This is a genomic window from Stenotrophomonas sp. Steno-Z1 (assembly GCF_056393175.1).
Genome location: NZ_JBWJPB010000008.1, coordinates 146,413 through 166,330, shown reverse-complemented (window position 1 = coordinate 166,330; position 19,918 = coordinate 146,413). Strand labels below are relative to the sequence as shown.

The following is a 19,918-nucleotide window of genomic DNA, read 5'->3' as shown; positions in this document are numbered from 1 at the left end:
GCCACGCGCGGCGGCGCTGCATCCGGCACCGCGCAGCCACGCATGGCGTGGCGCTACGCGGGCAACACGCGTTGCACCAGGGCTTGGTCGCGCTGTCCGCGGCGCATGATCGCGCGGCGTTGCAGCGCGTCGCGCAACCGGGGGTCGTCGGCGCGCAGGCCATTGCGCGTGGCGATATACAGCACCGTCTGCAGCGGCCACGCGTAGAACGCGGCGTGCGCCACCACGTCGTCGACCAGCGCCACCGGCACCTCGCGCCAGGCCAACGCACGCGCCAGCGCCGCAGCGGCCAGGCGGTCCACCAGGTGCGCGGCCAGCGCATCGCCATCGCGGGTGCCGGCGCGCACGATCACCCCACTGTGACCGGCAAAGCCGGGCATGCCGTGCGCAGACGACATCGTGGCCATCAGCAGGTCCGGGTTCGGCTGGGTCGACACGCTGCCATCGGCCCATGTCCTGCAGAACGCCAGCGCGGTCGGGCATTGCACCACCAGGCTTGCGGCCCAACCGCGTGCCGCGCGCAGCGGGTACAGGCCGGCGCTGGCGAGTTCCGTCTTCCCCTCACGCACCACCCAGTCCAGCCCGCGCGTACGCACGCCCGGGTGGCTGGCGGCCACATCGGCCATGCGCGCGCGCACCTGGCGCTCCACGGCGATCTTGTAAGCAGCATCGGTTTCCATCGCCACAGCCTGCGCACCCGGGGGCGCGCTGTCCAGCCGGCGCAGCACCCGCAACCGCGATCGCGGATCGGTCACGCCGTGCGCGGCGCCATCTTCCACAGCAACGCGCGGAACGGTGCCAGCAGGAACACGCCGATGGCCAGCTTCACCGCCAGGTCGCCGGCGGCCCAGCTCACCCACGGAAGGCTCGAACCGGCGAACGCGATGCTCCAGAAGATCGTCGTGTCCAGCGTGGCGCTGCAGGTGGTGGCCACCATCGGCGCACGCCACCAATGCCCCCGGCGCAGCCGGTCGAACACGGTGATGTCCAGCAACTGGGCGGCGATGAAGGCCAGGCACGAGGCGACCGCGATGCGCGGCGTGGCGATCCAGATCGACAACAGCACCGCCAGCGCAAAGCCGACCCACGCCACCTTGCGCGCGGCCTGCGGCCCGAAGCGGCGGTTGATCAGGTTGCTCACCAGGAACGCCACCGGGTAGCTGAAGGCACCCCAGGTCAGCCAGTCGTTGATCGGGTACTGCACCAGCACGTTGCTGCCCAGCACCACCACGCCCATGGCCAGCACCGCCAGCAGCAGCGACGGCACGGTCAACGGGGCAAAGGCGATGGCAGGACGCACAGGCATGGCGCACCGGGGGAGTCGGGGAAGCGGCGGATTATCCCGGCTTGGCCCGCGCGGGGCCAGCCCGGGCCGGTTCACCTACCAGCGTTCGCTCATGCTGGTGGCCGCCGCGCCGTCCGTGGGCAGGAACGCCAGCGCCGTGCCGTCGGCGTTGGCCACCATCCAGCCGGCACCGGCCGGGGTCGGGGTGAACTCCAGTACATCGCCCACGTTGACGCCGGCGGCCGGGTTGTCGGCGCGCGCCGGCCACTCCACCACGGCCGGTTGATCCGGTGCCTGCGGGTTCTTCAGGTCCACCCGGTAGGCGCCGTCGGACTGCTGCGCCACGCGCTCCACGGTGAGCGGTGGCAGCGGGCCTGCCTTGTGCTTCTTCGCGGCCCGCGCGGCCCGGTTGTGCGGCATCGAGGCGTCATGCAGCTCGCTCACCCCCACCGCGCTGAGCCACACCGGCGCGGTGATCACCGCCAGGCTCACCACCGAGGCGGTCAGCACGCTGCTGGTGACCGGCGAAGCACGGCTGAGGTCCTGGGCCGCGGCGGGCAGGCCGGTGGCCAGCAACGCCAGCGCCAGCAGCGGCGACAGGGAGATCGGGGCAGGCCGTTTCATAGCGTGGTTCCTGGGTACGGAGGAGGGGCTTACCAGCGCGCGCTGGGCTGCGCCGCGTCCGGGTCGGTGGGCAGGAACGCCAGCGTCGTGCCCTCGGCGTTGGCCACGTTCCAGCCGGCGCCGCCCTGGGTGGGGGTGAAGTCCAGCACATCGCCCACCTTCACCGCGTTCACCGACGTATCGGCCCCTGCCGGCCAGGCCAGCACCGCCGGTTCGTCCGGCGCCTGCGGGTTCTGCAGTTCCAGTTGCACGCCGCCCTCGGTGGTGCGCTCCACTTTCTCCACCGTCAGCGGTGGCAGCGGCTTGGCCTTCTTCGCCTCGGCGCGCGCGCGACTGCGCCGGGCCGAGGCATCGCCGGCCTTGCTCACCCCGGCCGAGACCAGCCAGATCGGTGCAGTCACCACCACCACGCTCACCACCGAGGTCACGATGACGCTGCTGGCCACCGGGTGCTTGTTGCCCGTCAACAGCTGGGCCGACGCCGGCACGCTGGTGGCGCATAGCGCAACGGCCAGCAACGGGGAAACAACGAGGCGGCAGATCCGTGTCATGGGGCAGTTCCTGGGGTGCGTCGAGAGGGGGCAGTATGCGGGTAACGCGCGGCGTGCGTGGGCTCAGGGCTTGGGCGCGGTGATGCCCTGCACCGGCACGTGTGCGATCGGCAGTTCCATCTGCAGGCCTTTCTGCTGCTGTACGAAATCGAACACCGATTCCACCGTCACCACCGAATAGTTGCCCGAGATGCGCTCGCTGGCCGGGTGGTCGGTCACCGCCGCATTGGGCACGAAGAAGCGCGCACCCAGCCGCTTGGCCACGCCGATGTGCAGCGTGCTGGGTCGGTACTGGTGCTGCTTCAACCAGGCCTGCACCTGGGTGCGGTTGACGATCAGCGTGTCGTCTTCGATCTGCGCCAGCGCCGCCGCCAGCACCTCCAGCACCCACTGGTTGGAGTTCTGGTACTCGGTACTGAACGGGTAGGCCACCACGCTGTAGCGCGCCTCGTGCAGGGCGCGCGCCTGGATCGCCGGCTTGGTCAGCATCGCCTTGAGCGCGGTGCGCAGCGCAGGCGAGGGCACGCCGATGCGCAGGTCGGTATGCGCGGAGGTCTCGCCGATGAAGGTGGCCACGCCTTCGCGGAACAACTGCGAATCGGCGGTCTTGCACGGGTTGAGCAGGTGCACCGCGCGCCACTGGCCATCGTCCTCGCGCAGCAGGAACGCCACATGGCTGTGGCGCAACCCGTACTTGCTCAGGTCCTGGCCGCCGCGTGCGATCAGCACCACGTCCACGTCCTCCAGCGCGTCCAGCCGCTCGGTGGTGGCCAGCGCCACGTCGAACATCGAGGCCAACGCCGCCGGTGTCGGGTAGCGCTCCACGCACTGCGGCTCGGCCTGCGCGATGCCGGCGCTGGCAAGCAGCGCCGCGCACAGCACGGCGGGGTACAGGCGGTTGATCAGCGCACGGCGGGCGTCGTCCATGGCGGCATTTCTCCAGCGGCACCGTGCCGCGCGCGCATCATAGCGCCGCGCTCAGCGTGCCGGTTCGCCGCGGCGCATTTCCCGTTCACAGTCGGCGCTGATCGGTGCGACCGGCAGCGGCGGCCGTTCGCCCTTGCGATCGCGCAGCGCGGGCTGTTCGCGCGCGGCGTCCACCTGGTGCTGGCAGTGCCAGGACAGCGGGTCCTGCGCGGTCTCCATGCTCGAACAGGCGGTCAGCAGCAGGGCCGACGCCGACAACATCCACATGCGCATGCGCATGCGGGTTCTCCATTCCATGGGGGTATGAATCTAGCGCGCGCGTCGCGTGATCGCTAGCGTGTCCATCGCAGCGTCAGCCCGTCAGGCCCAGGCGCGCACGCACCTGCGCGGCCACCCGCGCGGTCTCGCGCAACGGTTCGATACGGCCTTCAGTGTGCCAGTCCAGCCAGCGCGACTGCAGCCGCCCGCGTTCGCGCAGGGCCTGCTGGAACCGTGCCAATCGCCCCTGTGCCTGGTCGGCCAAGGCCACCGCCACCGGCATGCGCGTGGCGCAGGCCTCCGACAGCAAATTCACCGAATCGGGCGACACCACCACCCGGTTCGCCCAGCCCAGCAGCCCGGCATACGGGTTCACCCCGTCGCCACCGTCGCCCCAGATCACATGCGGCAGTTCGGCGAACGCACTGCGCAGCGCGCCCACCAATGCCGGTGGCGTGCGCCGCGAGGTGGTCGCCAGCAGGCTGCCACCCTCGGCGCGCAGTTGCGCGGCCAATTGCTGGAATACCTGCACCATCGCCGGCTCGTGCCACGGCGCGTGCGGGGTAGGCCCGCCCACCAGCAGCGCGGTGCGCGGCCCGGGCAGCGCACTGAACGCGGCAAACGCGGCCCGCCCGCAGGCCAGCCAGTCATCGTTGACCGGGTTGAGGCTGCCCAGCAGGGTCAGCACGTTGTCGCCGCGCAGGCGGTCATGGTCGGGCACCACCAGCAGGTCCCAGTGGCGCGCGCTGATGCGCGGGTCGAGGATCTGCACCACCTGGCTGCCGCGCCGGCGCAGTTCGCGCAGCGCGCCGGCGGCCTGCCGGCCACAGCCGATGGCCAGCGGCGGCGGCATGTCCGCCAGTTGCCGGAAGCCCTCGCCGAAGCCGTCGGCGGCGCCCGGCAGCCAGCGCGGCGCCAGCCAGCGCCACGGCGCACGCGGGCTCAATACCAGTGGCTGGTGCGCCCCCAGTTTCAATGCGGAGGCCAGCGCCACCGCCTGCCGCACATTGCCGGCACGGCCGTCAGTGATCGTCCAGGGCGGACTCGATCGTTTCACGTATGGCATTAATTCGTTTCAGTCAGGCTGGGTGTTGCAACTGTCGCGACACTCTACACTGCCAGCCTTCGCCGATCGCGCGGCCGCCTGGTAACGGTAGCCGATGTCGCCCAGGTTCCCTTGTCCTCCGGAGGCTTCATGTCCAACGTACTCAACGATGCTGCGCTCGACCAGTTGTTCCGTACCGCCCGCACCCAGAACGCCTTCCTCGACACGCCGGTGGAAGAAAGCCAGCTCAAGGCGCTGTACGAACTGCTGAAGTGGGGCCCCACCGCGGCCAACGGCAGCCCGGCGCGCTTCGTGTTCGTCACCTCCCCGGAGGCCAAGGCCAAGCTCGCCCCGGCGCTGTCCGAAGGCAACCACGACAAGACCCTGGCCGCCCCGGTCACGGTGATCGTGGCCTTCGATGAGGACTTCCACGAAAAGCTGCCCTACCTGTTCCCGCACACCGACGCCAAGGCGTGGTTCGACGGCCCGCGTGAAGCCCGCACCGAAGGCGCCTTCCGCAATGGCAGCCTGCAGGGCGCCTACCTGATCCTGGCCGCCCGCGCGCTGGGTCTGGACGCTGGCCCGATGTCCGGTTTCGACAACGCCAAGGTCGACGAGGCCTTCTTCAAGGGCACCGCCATCAAGTCCAACTTCCTCGTCAATCTGGGGTACGGTGACGCCTCGGGCCTGTTCCCGCGGCTGCCTCGCCTGAGCTTCGACGAAGCGGCCCGCATCGAATAAGCGTTCCCGCCGGACCCTGGCCCGTCCGCGCGGACGGGCTGTTTGCACGACCTTTTTTCTTCCCTTCGCTTTCGAGAGAGACCTGACATGACCATGACCCGCAAACTCCTGCTGCCGCTGGCCCTCACCCTGGCCATCGCCGCCTGCTCCAAGCCGGCCGACGACGCCGCTGCCCCGGCTGCCGACGCCGCCCCGGCCGCTGCCGCCACCACCCCGGCGGCCGATGCCGCGGCTGCCGCCCCGGCCGCAGAAGCCATCAAGATCGCCTCGGGCACCTACAAGCTCGACCCGAGCCACACCGACGTGCTGGCGCAGTGGAGCCACTTCGGCTTCTCGCACCCGACCGCGCACTTCGGCGCTGCCGAAGGCACCCTGGTGTACGACGCCGCCGACGTCAGCAAGTCCACCGTGGAAGTGAAGCTGCCGCTGACCGGCCTCAACAGCTTCACCGCCAAGTTCGACGAGCACCTGAAGAGCGCCGATTTCTTCGACGCTGCCAAGTTCCCGGCCGCCACCTTCAAGAGCACCAAGGTGGAAGCCAACGGCACCAACAAGCTGACCGTGACCGGCGACCTGACCATCAAGGACATCACCAAGCCGGTGACCCTGGATGTCACCATCAACGGCGGCGGCGAACACCCGATGGCCAAGGTGCCGGCCGCCGGCTTCGATGCCACCACCACCATCAAGCGCAGCGATTTCGGCGTGGGCGCGTATGCCCCGAACGTCAGCGATGAAGTGACCATCCGCATCACCACCGAAGCCACCGGCGAAAAGCCGGCTGCGTAATCGGTCGCGGATGTAGAAACAGCAGAAAGCCCGCCGAAAGGCGGGCTTTTTGTTTGCGCAACGGGCGCAGCCTGTCGCCGGCGCCCTGCGCGTGATCCGGCCCGCCCCGTGCTCGATGACCCGGGCCACACCGGTGCTCGACGACCGTCCCCGCCCTGTAGAGCCACGCCATGCGTGGCTGCGCTCCGCGCATGCCGTCCGGTTCGCGGTAGCCACGCATGGCGTGGCTCTACGCGCGCACCGTGTGCCTTGCGGCAGCCACGCATGGCGTGGCGCTACGCGCGCACCGTCCCCCTTGCGGCAGCCACGCATGGCGTGGCGCTACGCGCGCACCGTCCGCTTTGCGGCAGCCACGCATGGCGTGGCTCTACGCGCGCACCGTGTGCCTTGCGGTAGCCACGCATGGCGTGGCTCTACGCGCGCATCGTCCGCCTTGCGGTAGCCACGCATGGCGTGGCGCTACGCGCGCACCGTCCGCCTTGCGGCAGCCACGCATCCGCATCTCGTACACTTCCCCGCTTCACGCGCCCCCGCGCAAAGGAGCACCCCGTGCAAGACGCACAGTATTGGATGATGGAATTCTGGACCGGCCTCAGCCTGCTCGACCTGGTCGGCGGCACCGTGCTCGGCGCGTTTATCGGCCTGCTGCTCGGCATCGCCACCTGGCTGGCCATGCATCGCCGCGGCTGGCTGGCCCGGCGCAACCGCTGGCACCACTGGACGCTGGCCACCTACGTGGTACTGCTGCCGCTGCTGTTCTGCGCCACCGGCCTGCAGCTCGGCTTCACTGCCGGCGCGCAGCGCGCCCTCTACAAGCAGATCGACCATTTCCAGCCGCACCTGCAGACCCTCGTCGCCGGCTGGATGGTGGACATCGAACGCTCCCTGGACGACCCCGTGCTCGCCACGCTGATGCGCAGCGATGCCACCGTGCACCAGGTCACCCGCCAGGTGGTGGACGACTACCTGGCCGACCACCCGCTGCCCGGCGCCGGCTACCTGCAGGGCGAGGGCACCCTCCAACGCTGGACCCGCAGCGGCGTTGACCACGTGCGAAGTGCGCTGATGTCGCAGTGGGTGGAGGACAGTCTGTCCAAGGAAGCCGCCGGCGTCAGCGGCGTAGACAAGAAAGTCTTCCGCGAAGCGCTCGGCATGCGCATGAACGAACTGCTGCACACCCAGGGCGCCATCCGCCTGCTCAAGGCCCAGCTCACCAGCATGATGCCCGGCATCTACCTTGGCCTGCTGCTGCCGTTGCTGATCGCCATGACGCTGGTGCTGCTGGAAATCGGCCTGGCCCGTCGATACGGCTGGCGCCGCCCGGCGGTGGCGCCGACCGGCACGAACCCGCCCGCTCAAACGACGCGCGTGGCACCACCCGATACAACCCCGGCGGCCTGAACCATCCATCCGCTACCGCCCGACGCAGATCGGCGGGCCCACACAGGGGTAGAGCCGAGCCATGCTCGGCTGCCCTCCGTTCCGGCTCATACACACCGCCAGCCGGGCATGGCCCGGCTCTACCTGATGCGTAGGGTGATGCACACCGCCAGACGCACACCCGACGCGCCCACACAGGGGTAGAGCCGAGCCATGCTCGGCTGCCCTCCGTTCCGGCTCACGCACACCGCCAGCCGGGCATGGCCCGGCTCCACCTGCGCCGCAAGGGCCATGCACACCGCCAGACGCACACCCGACGCGCCCACACAGGGGTAGAGCCGAGCCATGCTCGGCTGCCCTCCGTTCCGGCTCATGCACACCGCCAGCCGGGCATGGCCCGGCTCTACCTGCTCCGCAAGGGTGATGCACACCGCCAGACGCACACCCGACGCGCCCACGCACGGAAGAGCCGAGCCATGCTCGGCTGCCCTCCGTTCCGGGTCACGCACACCGCCAGCCGGGCATGGCCCGGCTCTACCTACGCCGTAAGCAGCGGTCAGCCTGCGGCCACCGCTGCGACCACCTTGCCCAGCCACGCGGTGGTGAAATCGGTGGGCACCCGCCGTGCCGGTGCCGTCAATCCGCTGTCGCGTAGAAACGCGTGGGTGGCCTGCGCGTAGCCCTGCCGGGCGATCAGCGAGGCCTGCTTCACCGCCGCCTGCTGCTTGCGCAGCTGCACGATCTGCAGGCTCGGCTTACCCGGCGCCGCATACTTCTGATACCGCCGCAGCTCATCGGCCACCAGGCCGATATCGAGCGTGGCCTGCACCAGCGCGATCTGCGCCTGGGCCAGCGGCACCAGCGCCGCGCACAGCGGCGCCACGTTGCCGGCCACCGAGGGCGCCAGCGCGTTCAAGGCCGCATCCAGGGCGGGGTCGGCGCGCTCGGCGCGGTCGATCAGGTCGGTCAGCGCCGAGGAAGAAACTGCTTGCATGGAAAGGCACCGGCCCAAAACGCGATTGTCGCATCCGTGGCCGGTGCCCGTCGCGGCTCAGTCGCCGTCGTGCTCGTCGGCGTGGGCCTTCCAGTAGCCGGTCGAGCGGATCCACTCCTTGGGCACGCCCAGGTGGCCCTCGATGTACTTGCGCATCATCCGCGCCCGGCGCGACTCGGCTGCGATCCAGTAGAACGTATCCCCCTCCGGTTCCTCGAAATCGGTGAACACATCCTCCAGCAGCGTGCTGCTGGACGCGTCGAAGCCATTGCGCTCCAGCCACGACACCCGGATGCGGTCGTCCTCCGGCAGCTCCTGGCGGTCGCCGGACTCGGGGATCTCGATATACACCTCCGCATTGGCACCCTCCGGCAGCGTCTCCAGCCAGCGGCCGATCGCCGGCAGCGCTGTCTCGTCGCCGATCAGCACGTAGGTGTCGAAATCACGCGCGGTCATGTGCGAACCGCGCGGGCCGCCCACTGCGATCGCATCGCCCGGCTGTGCGTTGGCCGCCCAGCTCGAGGCCACGCCGTGCCCGTGCAGCACGAAATCCAGCGCCAGCTCACCGGCCTCCAGGTCCCACCAGCGCGGGGTGTAGTCGCGGGCGGGCGAGGGCTGCTGGCCCTCCGGGTAGCGTGGGCCCTCCGGGGTCATCGTGGGCACCACGAACTGGCCCTCGGCGTTGGGGAAGAACAGCTTCACGTGGTCGTCCGGCGAGGGCGAGTCGAAGCCTTCCAGTGCCGGCCCGCCCACGATCACCCGACGCATGCACGGACTGATCTCCTCGGTGCGCAGCACCTGCAGGGGGCGGAACGTCACGGTATGACGCAGCAGCTTGTTTTCATGCAAAGCCATGGGGAACACCTGTACTCAAATGCGCCGCAGCGCGGCGTAGGGGGAAGACCTGGCTGGCCGGGGCTGGCGGGGTCGAATGCGTTGAACAATGGGGGAGGGCATCTCAGCGTCCTTGCCCGCGGATGTGCGCGGCCGCCTCGCGCAGCGCCTGCGCCACGCTGCTGGCGTTGTCCTCGTTCCAGCGCCCGTGGCACTGGCCGAGGGCCGCCTTCAGCTCGCGCAGCCCGTCGCGCACGCTCGGCGGCAGGTTGGCCTTGGTGATCGTGCGCGCGCTGTCGCGCACCCGGCGCAGCGCCGCGTCCACCTCTTCGCGCTGCCCGGCCAATTCGGCCTGGCCCAGCGCGCTCAGCTGGTAGCGCTTGCGCCCGCCTTCCTCGATGGCACCCACCCAGCCGGCCGCCTCGAACTGCGCCAGCACCGGGTAGATCGAACCCGCGCTGGGCGTGTACACCCGCACGAACATGTCGCTGATCAGCTGGATCAGCTCATAGCCATGGCGCGGCTGCTCGCCCAGCAGCGCCAGCACCAGCAGGCGCAGGTCGCCGCGGCTGAGCGGGCGTGCGGTCAGCGGGCGGGCAGGGCGGTCGAGGTCACGCGGAGTGGTCATTTCGATATATCGAATGTGATGGCGGAACGATATATCGAAAACCCGCCCGCGGCCAGCAACGGCGCGCGCACGGCAGGGATGCGTTCAGGTGAATCGACGCCAATCGACACGCCGCGCTAACCGCTGACCCGACCAGCGCCTCTGCGCGAGGGCATTCCCGCGTCACTGCCTGACGCACCCGCCATACGTCCCGCCGTCGCCGCGCTTTCCGCCCGTGATCGCGCCACCATGCGAGATTCCCGCCCGACCCACCGGTAATCCCGCGATCCACTCGTAATCCCGCCCCGGTGATCCCCCGATAACCGTGATCCTCCGCCCCCCGGTGAGCCCCACGACCCACCCGGTAGAGCCGGGCCATGCCCGGCTCACCGCGCGCAGCGCGGCGCTCCCCGACGACCGTCACCGCGACGGTGCGTACCCCGCATGGAACAGTCACTGCCAACGCCTCGCCAAAACGCCCCTGTTCCACACCCACCCGACCACGCCATCCACGCAGCCCGCAAACGCCCCACACGCCCGCACTGTCCCCCTTCAACGCCCCGGCCATCGCACGAAGCGCAGCCAAAACACCGCGTGGAACCACCATCGCGCACCCACCCACCTGTCCCCCCACTGTCCCAAAGACAGCCCCCTCCGCTTCCATACGCACCCGTAGCGAAGTAAGCAAACCCCTTGGTGCGCTACACTTTGCGGCTAGAAATCTAAAACAGTCGCGCGCGTGCGTGCGGTCATGGGAGCGCAAATGAACTGGTTGAACGAGGTGCTGAACAACGACCCGAATCCTGTGGAAACCCAGGAATGGATCGAGTCGCTGAAGGCCGTAATTGATGTCGAGGGCCCTGAGCGCGCGCATCAACTGTTGGAAGGCATGGTGGAGCTCACCCGTCGCTCGGGCGCGTACCTGCCGTTCTCTCCCACCACCGAGTACGTGAACACCATCGCGCCGACCCTGGAGGCCAAGAGCCCGGGCAACGCCGAACTGGAATGGCGCATTCGTTCCATCATCCGCTGGAACGCGATGGCCACCGTCGTGCGCGCCAACCGCAAGCCGGGCGACCTGGGCGGCCACATCGCCTCCTTCGCCTCCGGCGCAACGCTGTACGACGTGGGCTTCAACCACTTCTGGCGCGCCCCCAGCGACAACCACCCCGGCGACCTGCTCTTCATCCAGGGCCACAGCGCCCCGGGCATCTATGCGCGTTCCTTCCTGGAAGGCCGCATCGACGAAGCCCAGCTGGACAAGTTCCGCATGGAAGTGGACGGCGGTGGCCTCTCCAGCTACCCGCATCCGTGGCTGATGCCCGATTACTGGCAGACCCCCACCGTGTCGATGGGCCTGGGCCCGCTGGCCGCCATCTACCAGGCGCAGTTCCTGCGTTACCTGGAAAACCGTGGCCTGATCGAGAAGTCCGACCGCAAAGTGTGGTGCTTCATCGGCGACGGCGAGAGCGACGAGCCGGAAACCCTGGGCGCCATCGCCCTGGCCGGCCGCGAAGGCCTGGACAACCTGATCTTCGTGGTCAACTGCAACCTGCAGCGCCTCGACGGCCCGGTGCGTGGCAACGGCAAGATCATCCAGGAACTGGAAGGGGTCTTCCGTGGCGGCGGCTGGAATGTCATCAAGCTGCTGTGGGGCGGTTACTGGGATGCCCTGCTGGCCAAGGACACCAACGGCGTCCTGCGCAAGCTGATGATGGAAACCGTCGACGGCGAATACCAGAACTGCAAGGCCTTCGGCGGCGCGTATACCCGCGAGCATTTCTTCGGCAAGTACCCGGAAACCGCTGCGATGGTCGCCGGCCTGTCCGACGACGACATCTGGCGCCTCAACCGTGGCGGCCACGACCCGCACAAGGTGTATGCCGCGTACCACGAAGCCGTGAATACCAAGGGCATGCCCACCGTGATCCTGGCCAAGACGGTCAAGGGCTACGGCATGGGCAGCGCGGGTGAAGCACTCAACCCGACCCACCAGACCAAGAAGCTGGACGACGATGCCGTTCGCCACTTCCGCGACCGCTTCAACATCCCGGTGACCGACGCCCAGCTGGCCGACGGCCAGGTGCCGTTCTACCACCCGGGCCCGGATTCGCCGGAAGTGAAGTACCTGCAGGAACGCCGCGCCGCCCTGGGTGGCTACCTGCCGCAGCGCCGTCGCAAGGCCGAAAAGAGCTTTGTGGCGCCCAAGCTGGAAAGCTACGAGCGCCTGCTCAAGAGCAGCGGCGAGCGCAGCTACTCCACCACCATGGCCTTCGTGCAGAGCCTGAACATCACCCTGCGCGACAAGGAACTGGGCCCGCACATCGTGCCGATCGTGGCCGACGAAGCCCGTACCTTCGGCATGGAAGGCCTGTTCCGCCAGATCGGCATCTACGCGCCGTTCGGCCAGAAGTACAAGCCGGTCGATGCCGACCAGCTCATGTTCTACCGCGAAGACCAGAGCGGCCAGGTGCTGCAGCAGGGCATCAGCGAGCCGGGCGCCATCGCCTCGTGGATGGCCGCCGGCACCAGCTACTCGGTCAGCAACGTGCCGATGCTGCCGTTCTACATTTACTACAGCATGTTCGGCTTCCAGCGCGTGGGTGACCTTGCCTGGCAGGCCGCCGACATGCGTACCCGTGGCTTCCTGCTGGGCGGCACCGCCGGCCGCACCACGCTAAACGGCGAAGGCCTGCAGCACGAAGATGGCTTCAGCCATCTGGTGGCCGGTGGCATCCCCAACGTGCGCAGCTATGACCCCACCTTCGGTTACGAAGTGACGGTGATCATGCAGCACGGCACCAAGGCCATGATGGAAGATCAGATTGACGAGTATTACTACGTCACCCTGATGAACGAAAACTACACCCACCCGGAAATGCCGGAAGGTGCGGCCGAATCCATCGTCAAGGGCATGTACCTGCTCACCGACGCCGGCAAGCCGAAGAAGGGCGAGCTGCGCGTGCAGCTGCTGGGTTCGGGCACGATCCTGCGCGAAGCCATTGCCGCGGCCGAGCTGCTGGACAAGGACTTCGGCGTGACCGCCGACATCTGGAGCTGCCCGAGCTTCAACGAACTGCGCCGCGACGGCTTCGACGTGGAGCGCTACAACCGCTTCCACCCGGAAGGCGAGCAGCGCAAGGCGTTCGTGACCGAGCTGCTGGAAGGCCGCCAGGGCCCGGCCATTGCCGCCACCGACTACGTGCGTGCGTACGCGGACCAGATCCGCTCGTTCGTGCCGATGTCGTACACGGTGCTGGGTACCGATGGCTTCGGCCGTTCGGACACGCGTGCCAACCTGCGTCGCTTCTTCGAGGTTGACCGGTACTACATCGCGCATGCCGCGATTGCGGCGCTGGCGAAGGAAGGGAAGATGACGGCGAAGGATGTGGCGAGGGCGATCAAGCAGTACAAGATTGATCCTGAGAAGGCTAATCCTGTCGGGGTTTGATCCAAAATAAGGGATCGAGCACCAGAGGGGCGGCTTGAATGTCGCCCCTTTTTTTGCCTTAGGTTACCTGGTTTTGGACACTTCTCGGAGTTGAGACGATCTTGATTGGTTCAATATCATTCCATTTGGATCAGAGCAGACCATGAGCAGTCAGACCACAGTCAGAAAACTAGCGGAATTAGTCAATGTGCCTGTTCTTCGATTGATGGCGCAGTTGGCGGATGCTGGTCTAATATTCTCAGATCCGGATAAGCCTATTTCTCAGACTGAAAAGGTTCAACTTCTCGGGTATCTGCGAAGGACGTCCTCCGCATCAAATGCGGTGAAACAGCCGCTAAAAAAAGCTAAGCAAATAACTGGCGGTCTGGAGGATCGCGGGCTTGGGGTCGAAGTTGAGCGCGAGGATGAGGATCTTCAGATCCAGACTCCATTTGATCCCGAGAAAATAAAGGTAAAGACAGTCACGAAGACAATTGATCTTCTCATGCGAAGGATTAAGCATGATGAGATTGACTTGGCTCCAGAGTTTCAACGACGGGCTCGGATATGGGAGGAGAGTAGAAGGAGTCGGCTAATCGAGTCTATTCTTCTTAGAATTCCTCTTCCGGTCTTTTATGTTGCTTCGGATGCCGAAGAAAACTGGGCTGTTGTCGATGGGCTTCAGCGCCTGACTACAATTTCAGACTTTCTTTCTGATGGATTCAGATTGTCCGGATTGGAGTATCTGTACAAGTTGAATGGCTTGGAGTTTCAGCACCTTCCTCGACAGATGCGACGAAGGATTGAAGAGACTGAGTTGGTAATGCATGTCATCGAGTATGGCACGCCAGATTCGGTGATGATAAATATATTCAAGAGAATTAATACTGGAGGGTTGAGTCTCAATGGCCAAGAAATTCGCAATGCGCTAAATCGCGGGGAATCCCGCGCGTTCCTCAAAGTTCTTGCGGAATCAGAAGAATTTGAATTGGCGACCGGTGGCTCTGTTGGTGATAATAGAATGGAGGCTCAAGAGTGCGCGTTGAGATTTTGCGCGTTCTTCGAATTTGGATGGGACGACTACAATCAAAGTGACTTGGACGGATTCCTCCATCAGGCGATGATCCATCTAAACGAGATAGGTCGAGCTAGGCTCAAAGAGCTGGATGCCCAGTTTAGGTGGTCGTTGCACATAGCGCACTCCATATTCGGTGAGCATGCGTTCAGGAAGTTGTATGAGTATCCTCCGGAGAGAAAAAATCCAGTAAGTAAGGCATTGTTTGAGGCGTGGTCGGTTAATCTTGCAAAACTAACGCGTCGTGACGCCCAGACTCTAGTGTCTAGAAGGTCAGCTGTAATGGACGCGTTTGCCAAAACTCTTGCCACAGATGGGGGTTTTGAAAAATCCATCTCATCCTCGACTGGTGCGCCTCAAAGGGTCAGGACTAGATTTTCTGTAGTGGAAGGAATTTTGCGTGAGGTGCTGGCTTGATCACATCCGTTGAGCTTTTCAATTTTAAGTGTTTTCGGCAGGTGACTGTTCCGTTTGGGGGGCTCACTGTACTGACCGGCCTCAACGGATCCGGAAAGAGCACCGTTATTCAATCACTTCTCGTTCTTAGGCAATCTTATACCGTAGGGTATCTGGAAACCGGTAGCCTGTTGCTTTCTGGCGAGCTCGTGGATATCGGAACTGGTAGTGACGTGCTGCACGAGGAGGCTCAAGAAGATGCCATCGGGATCAAACTGACTGATGGGGTCGATTTTGATTTCTCATATGCATATGACAGGGACGGAAATGAACTAAAGTCGAGCGCAGTATTTTCGGAGGATTCGCTGAGCGGGCTGTCAATTTTCTCTGCTAGTTTTAGTTATCTGCGGGCGGAAAGAAATGGCCCGCGCACGGTTTCTCCGATGTCGGAAAGAAAAATTAGGGCAAAAGACTTGGGGCGAGACGGAGAGCTCGTTCTTCACAATATTGCTGCTTATGGTGCATTGCTTCTCGATTCCAATGACCAAAGGTTGAAAGAATCCGCTGACTCATGCTCTCTCTTGGACCAAGTCGTCGCTTGGATGCAGGAGGTCTCACCAGGAGCTGCTATTGGAATTCAGCTGATTCGAGAAGCAGATCTTGTCGTGGCTGGCTACAGTTTCAGCCGTGACGGAGACGTGCGTAGCCGAGGCTACCGTCCGACGAATGTCGGCTTCGGGCTGAGCTACTCACTGCCAATCATTTACTCTTTGCTGTCTGCAAAGTCAGGAGCATTGGTTATTATTGAGAACCCTGAGGCTCACTTGCACCCTCGTGGGCAGACAAGACTCGGACAGTTGGCTGTGAGGGCGGCGGCCGCTGGGGTCCAAGTTGTGGTTGAGACGCACAGCGATCATTTTCTAGATGGGGTAAGGCTTGAAGTTCGGCGCGCTAGCCTTTCGGCGCAATTGTGCAGAATTAATTATTTCTCAAGACTCGGAATATCTGCTTCGATTGAGTCTCCCGTGCTCGACGCAGACGGACGGCTCAGCCACTGGCCCGCTGGATTCTTCGATCAACAGGATCTCAATCTTGCGGCGCTCGTTGCGCCAAAGGATGTTTAAGTGGTTGAACTATGCTTGAACGAACTAAGTCTGCCGATCGATCAAGGGTGCGCATTGGCGGATGCTGATATTCTTTCGGAGATGGCTCAGGCAGTGGCATGCTTGGTAAACAGCCAGGTTACCAAGCCTGTGCTCCGATCCTGTTTGCCGCTTTCAACGATCGAGTACAGAGATAAAGTGTCATTGCATGACGCCATGGTTGGTGTTGGTAGTTCCAGTCGCTTCCGCGATGATATGCTCTTACTCCGTCGGATTGCCCAAAAAGTACCTTGTGGGGAAGGCTGTGAAGAGTGGGTTCAGGAGCGTTTCTCTCGCTGTGAAGCAAGAGTCGATGGCAGAGAGGCCGTCGGCCTGTTGTGGGCCGGAATTGCAGACTTCCTCTCCATTAGCTTCCTTCGTGGGTCAAGGTGGGATCGCGACCTTATCGAATTTTCGTTTCTGGAGATTGATTCCAATTCGGATATAACTGATTCTGTTGTGGCTGTAAGAAACATCTGTACGGTTCGCCACGCAAATCGCGAGGTTTCCAATGCGCGTCTGGAAAAGATGGAGTCAACAAATACCGTAAGTTTCTGGGCGCAGCGGTGCGAAATTTTTCCAGGTCTGGACTTTGGTATGGACGTGAAGGCGCATATCGGAAGTATTGATGAAGGGATCTTCAGGACAGTGCTTCGAAAGCTGAACCTGCTTAATCAAGCCGCACTCGAGTGGATCGATACGGGAGGCGCACACCCTCCGTGGAAGACGGAGGTTTCTCCAGAGAGTGAGCGCGCCAAAGGCTACGATAGAGTCATAGCAGAAAGAACATTTAAGGACGCTTCCGGCGCGTCGAAGTTCTTTGAATGGCATGCGCGATATGGTTCGGCGGGAAGAATCCATTTGATCGCGGATAGAGGTAGTATGAAAATAGTCATAGGGTACATAGGGCCGCATCTGTGGCTTCCCAGTCCCTGATCCACCAAATTTCGTCTGATTCGCTACGCGACTACATGGCGCAGTTGGCATCGAAGACAGATAGCACCAGAACCGGATTCTGACGCCGGCTGCGGCAGAGACAGGGCGTCGTTGAGTGGTCGGTCACTGATAGGATGAAAATCATGGACATCGTGTCGAGAGAGAAGCGCGCTCTCATGATGTCGGGCATTAGAGGGAAGAACACGAAGCCCGAGCTCCTTGTCAGAAGATACCTGCACGCTTGCGGGCTTCGCTATCGGCTTCATGACAGGAAACTAGCAGGATCGCCGGATCTTGTGTTCACACGTCACAACGTAGTCGTCTTTGTCCATGGTTGCTTCTGGCATCGCCACCGCGACTGCCGATACGCAACAACACCTGGTACGAGGCGTGAGTTTTGGATCAGCAAGCTTGAAAAAAATCGTACCCGCGACGAGGCGTCACAACAAACATTGTTGATGCAAGGATGGCGAGTCGCAGTGGTATGGGAGTGTGCCCTGCGCCGCTCAAGTGAGACGACGCTGGCTGGGCTCCACGATTTCGTACTGTCAGATAGATCGCTTCATGAATTCACCTCTGCTCAAGATCCCAAGGCCGAATAGACGACATCAGCAATCTGTCTTGCCATCCACGGCGGCACTGCATTGCCCACTTGACGGAACTGAGCGCCCCGAGATCCCTCAAAGAAATAGTTGTCGGGGAAGGTTTGAAGACGCGCCGCTTCCCGAACAGAGAGACTTCTCAGTTGCGCAGGATCAGGATGAATAAAGTAGTGGCCATCTTTCGAAAGATGGCTGGTTACGGTGGAGCTGGGATGCTCCCACGCCTGGACTTTAAATCGATCGACAAACTTGCCACTGGTCCAATTTTCATGATTGGGGTGCATCGCTTCCGGGAACTCTGAAGATCCTCGGGGGGCGCGACCATGGATCTTGGTAAATGCGGACGCATACCCATATCTGACCAAGTCCATCCACATGTGCGGGCGGACTTCATGATTAAGGATGTGTCCCAGTCGCTGATCCAGAAGCCAAGACCTCAGGTGTTCAGGCACACTGTCTGCCGACGCTGCCTTGGGCATGGACCTCCCACCCGGGCCGGCATCTGAGCTCGCCACAAGCTTCGCCTGGTCCTTGAGCTCCCGACTGACCTTCGCATCGTCCGAAAGCTCGGCCGCATGCCGCAGAACTTCACGTGCGGCGGCAGGCCAATCGTCGAACTCGACATTGGTGATCCCGCTTCGGAGCTTTGGCATGCCAGCCAGAACATCCCCGACCCCGTACTGGCCCGAAGCGCGCCGAATCTGGCGTACCGAACCGATCTCGACATCCTCACGAACACCGAAAAGGACAACGCGGTGACGTGCTTGAGGAACCCCTAGCTCTTCAGCCCTCAGAATGTAACGGCGTCCATCCTCATCATCAAATAGCCCACTCTGCTCCTCAACGAGCGGCAGGATTCTGTACTTCGGCCCATTCCGTCCGCCTGGAGCACGGAGATCTTCCAGAATGCGCGGGAACATGAGTTCTCCGCCCACCTTCGACGAAAGTATGCCCTTGACGTTCTCCATTACGAACGCGGCAGGCGAGTAGTTCCTCAGAATCTTCAGGTAGTGCTTGTACAAGAAGTGCCTGGGGTCCTCCTCCGCCTTGTAGCCCACAACGCCGCGATTTCGGGCGCGCCCCACCAGGGAATAGGCTTGGCAGGGAGGTCCTCCGATAAGGACCCAGGGATCACCCTGTGCAGCAACCTCGCGAATACGCGCATGCAGCTCCTTGTCATCAGCAGGCTCGCCCAGTTTCAGCTGTCGTGCCTCATGGCCGGCAGCCGCCCACTGACTCTCTGTCGCATCCGTCCACGGCGCTGCAGCCCGACCGGCAACGTAGTCGTAGTAGCTGGTAGGCGCTTTCCCGGGCGCGAACTGCCTGTAGAAGGCGCGCAAGCGGAGCGTCTTGGCCGCATTGACTTCCATTTCTGCCGAAATGGCGATCTTGAACGGTTGATGCCTGGCGTTTCGAGGTGCCGTGTAGGCAGAAAATCCTTCGCCCAGCCCACCTGGGCCAGCGAAGATGTCAACTACTGGGATGTGCATGCCTGACTTCACAAGGATGAGCAGGGCGCCCATGCGCCCTGGAGCGGCGCCAGGATCGCACGCCCGGGGCCGCAATTCAACCAAAACTAGCTGGCAGGGGAGGATAGGCCAGCTGCTTCCGAAAACACCAATCCAACCGCGGCCGTCAGCTCATCTTCCTCCAAAATACCTAGCTCGAAAACCTGATACCTCAGGCGGAGAATCTTGATCGCGTGCCGCATCACGCCCTCCATCGCCGTCTTGCCCACGGTACTACTCGACAAGATCCACTGGCGTGCAATCGCTTGCGCAAGAATGGGGTTGCCCCCTATTGACGGACGTTCAAAGATGGCGACGTGCGCGTCCTCGGTGAGTGCTCTCAGCAGCCTCCACCGGTCTACGCCCGCGTCCTCACCAAGGTCGAGAGCCCGCGAACGCATGTGAAGGCGCTGGAGTGTGTTACGAGCGCCTCCGTGGAACCGATCCTCGGTAACGCTGGGAAAACGCCAGCGAGCCACATCAGGGAGAAGCACCGTGGTCAGGTATGCCCAGACGTCATCTCTCAGCCCTTCCGCGCCGGATAGCTCCTGCACAGCAGCGAGCGCAATAGCTGCATCCCGATCAAACTTCGCTCTGACCGTTAGGCCGGAAGAAGAAGGAAATCCACATTCGATAGCCACAGCGCGTATCAAGCCGGCGATCGTAGGCGACGCACGCTGAGCACGGACACCGCCGGTTGCAGCATAGCTCGTGAAGGACGCATGTTCGTTCAGGTAGGCCAAGGCGTCTTCGGACACGAACTCCGGGCCCAGGTCCCTCAAAACGCTGTTCAC

20 protein-coding genes are annotated in these 19,918 nt (G+C 63.9%); 8 read left to right on the top strand and 12 right to left on the bottom strand.

Annotation, left to right across the window (positions count from 1 at the left end; translation table 11 throughout):
• Positions 1-53: 53 nt before the first annotated feature.
• The 7 genes from AC06FD_RS17730 to AC06FD_RS17700 form a co-directional block, all read right to left on the bottom strand.
• The gene (locus tag AC06FD_RS17730; protein WP_478078504.1) at positions 54-755 is read right to left on the bottom strand and encodes a hypothetical protein; all 702 of its coding nucleotides are present in this window, start codon (positions 753-755) and stop codon (positions 54-56) included.
• Entirely contained in the window at positions 752-1,306 is a 555-nt protein-coding gene (locus tag AC06FD_RS17725) for a queuosine precursor transporter (RefSeq protein WP_259207355.1), read from the bottom strand. The genes AC06FD_RS17730 and AC06FD_RS17725 overlap by 4 nt, the downstream gene beginning before the upstream one ends.
• Positions 1,307-1,381: 75 nt before the next feature.
• On the bottom strand, positions 1,382-1,909 hold the full coding sequence (locus AC06FD_RS17720) for a hypothetical protein (protein ID WP_478078503.1): 528 nt from the start codon (positions 1,907-1,909) through the stop codon (positions 1,382-1,384).
• A 29-nt stretch (positions 1,910-1,938) separates the two neighbouring features.
• Positions 1,939-2,460, bottom strand: a complete 522-nt coding sequence (locus AC06FD_RS17715; protein WP_394164330.1) for a hypothetical protein — start codon at positions 2,458-2,460, stop codon at positions 1,939-1,941.
• Between the two features lie 63 nt (positions 2,461-2,523).
• Complete coding sequence (locus AC06FD_RS17710; RefSeq protein ID WP_478078502.1) at positions 2,524-3,387, bottom strand: DUF2145 domain-containing protein; 864 nt, start codon at positions 3,385-3,387, stop codon at positions 2,524-2,526.
• Between the two features lie 51 nt (positions 3,388-3,438).
• Complete coding sequence (locus AC06FD_RS17705; protein ID WP_478078501.1) at positions 3,439-3,666, bottom strand: hypothetical protein; 228 nt, start codon at positions 3,664-3,666, stop codon at positions 3,439-3,441.
• A gap of 73 nt (positions 3,667-3,739) precedes the next feature.
• Entirely contained in the window at positions 3,740-4,711 is a 972-nt protein-coding gene (locus tag AC06FD_RS17700; protein ID WP_478078500.1) for a mitochondrial fission ELM1 family protein, read from the bottom strand.
• A 129-nt stretch (positions 4,712-4,840) separates the two neighbouring features.
• Here AC06FD_RS17700 and AC06FD_RS17695 point away from each other — a divergent pair, with 129 nt between their 5' ends.
• The 3 genes from AC06FD_RS17695 to AC06FD_RS17685 all read left to right on the top strand — a co-directional run bounded on the left by AC06FD_RS17695 (position 4,841) and on the right by AC06FD_RS17685 (position 7,621).
• A complete protein-coding gene (locus AC06FD_RS17695; protein WP_478078499.1) occupies positions 4,841-5,431 on the top strand; it encodes a malonic semialdehyde reductase in 591 nt (196 codons plus the stop codon).
• 87 nt (positions 5,432-5,518) lie between these two features.
• Positions 5,519-6,220 (top strand): YceI family protein, encoded by a 702-nt coding sequence (locus AC06FD_RS17690; protein ID WP_478047838.1) that lies wholly within the window; start codon positions 5,519-5,521, stop codon positions 6,218-6,220.
• 549 nt (positions 6,221-6,769) lie between these two features.
• The gene (locus tag AC06FD_RS17685; protein ID WP_478078498.1) at positions 6,770-7,621 is read left to right on the top strand and encodes a hypothetical protein; all 852 of its coding nucleotides are present in this window, start codon (positions 6,770-6,772) and stop codon (positions 7,619-7,621) included.
• Positions 7,622-8,156: 535 nt separating this feature from the next.
• Here AC06FD_RS17685 and AC06FD_RS17680 read toward each other — a convergent pair.
• The 3 genes from AC06FD_RS17680 to AC06FD_RS17670 all read right to left on the bottom strand — a co-directional run bounded on the left by AC06FD_RS17680 (position 8,157) and on the right by AC06FD_RS17670 (position 10,056).
• On the bottom strand, positions 8,157-8,594 hold the full coding sequence (locus AC06FD_RS17680) for a hypothetical protein (protein ID WP_478078497.1): 438 nt from the start codon (positions 8,592-8,594) through the stop codon (positions 8,157-8,159).
• 57 nt (positions 8,595-8,651) lie between these two features.
• The gene (locus AC06FD_RS17675; RefSeq protein ID WP_259207336.1) at positions 8,652-9,449 is read right to left on the bottom strand and encodes a siderophore-interacting protein; all 798 of its coding nucleotides are present in this window, start codon (positions 9,447-9,449) and stop codon (positions 8,652-8,654) included.
• Between the two features lie 103 nt (positions 9,450-9,552).
• Complete coding sequence (locus tag AC06FD_RS17670) at positions 9,553-10,056, bottom strand: PadR family transcriptional regulator (RefSeq protein WP_259207334.1); 504 nt, start codon at positions 10,054-10,056, stop codon at positions 9,553-9,555.
• Between the two features lie 742 nt (positions 10,057-10,798).
• Here AC06FD_RS17670 and aceE point away from each other — a divergent pair.
• The 5 genes from aceE (at position 10,799) to AC06FD_RS17645 (ending at position 17,616) form a co-directional block, all read left to right on the top strand.
• Entirely contained in the window at positions 10,799-13,486 is a 2,688-nt protein-coding gene (aceE, locus tag AC06FD_RS17665) for a pyruvate dehydrogenase (acetyl-transferring), homodimeric type (RefSeq protein ID WP_478078496.1), read from the top strand.
• 142 nt (positions 13,487-13,628) lie between these two features.
• Positions 13,629-14,957 (top strand): GmrSD restriction endonuclease domain-containing protein, encoded by a 1,329-nt coding sequence (locus AC06FD_RS17660; RefSeq protein ID WP_478078495.1) that lies wholly within the window; start codon positions 13,629-13,631, stop codon positions 14,955-14,957.
• Positions 14,954-16,060, top strand: coding sequence for an AAA family ATPase (locus tag AC06FD_RS17655; protein WP_443096749.1), 1,107 nt, complete (start codon positions 14,954-14,956; stop codon positions 16,058-16,060). Before AC06FD_RS17660 ends, AC06FD_RS17655 begins: the two co-directional genes overlap by 4 nt.
• A gap of 15 nt (positions 16,061-16,075) precedes the next feature.
• The gene (locus AC06FD_RS17650; protein ID WP_478078494.1) at positions 16,076-17,014 is read left to right on the top strand and encodes a hypothetical protein; all 939 of its coding nucleotides are present in this window, start codon (positions 16,076-16,078) and stop codon (positions 17,012-17,014) included.
• Between the two features lie 134 nt (positions 17,015-17,148).
• On the top strand, positions 17,149-17,616 hold the full coding sequence (locus AC06FD_RS17645) for a very short patch repair endonuclease (RefSeq protein ID WP_478078493.1): 468 nt from the start codon (positions 17,149-17,151) through the stop codon (positions 17,614-17,616).
• On the opposite strand, the gene AC06FD_RS17640 is transcribed toward AC06FD_RS17645, so the two are convergent.
• On the bottom strand, positions 17,595-19,139 hold the full coding sequence (locus AC06FD_RS17640; RefSeq protein WP_478078492.1) for a DNA cytosine methyltransferase: 1,545 nt from the start codon (positions 19,137-19,139) through the stop codon (positions 17,595-17,597). The two genes, AC06FD_RS17645 and AC06FD_RS17640, sit on opposite strands and share 22 nt — an antisense overlap.
• A 53-nt stretch (positions 19,140-19,192) precedes the next feature.
• Entirely contained in the window at positions 19,193-19,918 is a 726-nt protein-coding gene (locus AC06FD_RS17635; RefSeq protein ID WP_478078491.1) for a DUF6339 family protein, read from the bottom strand.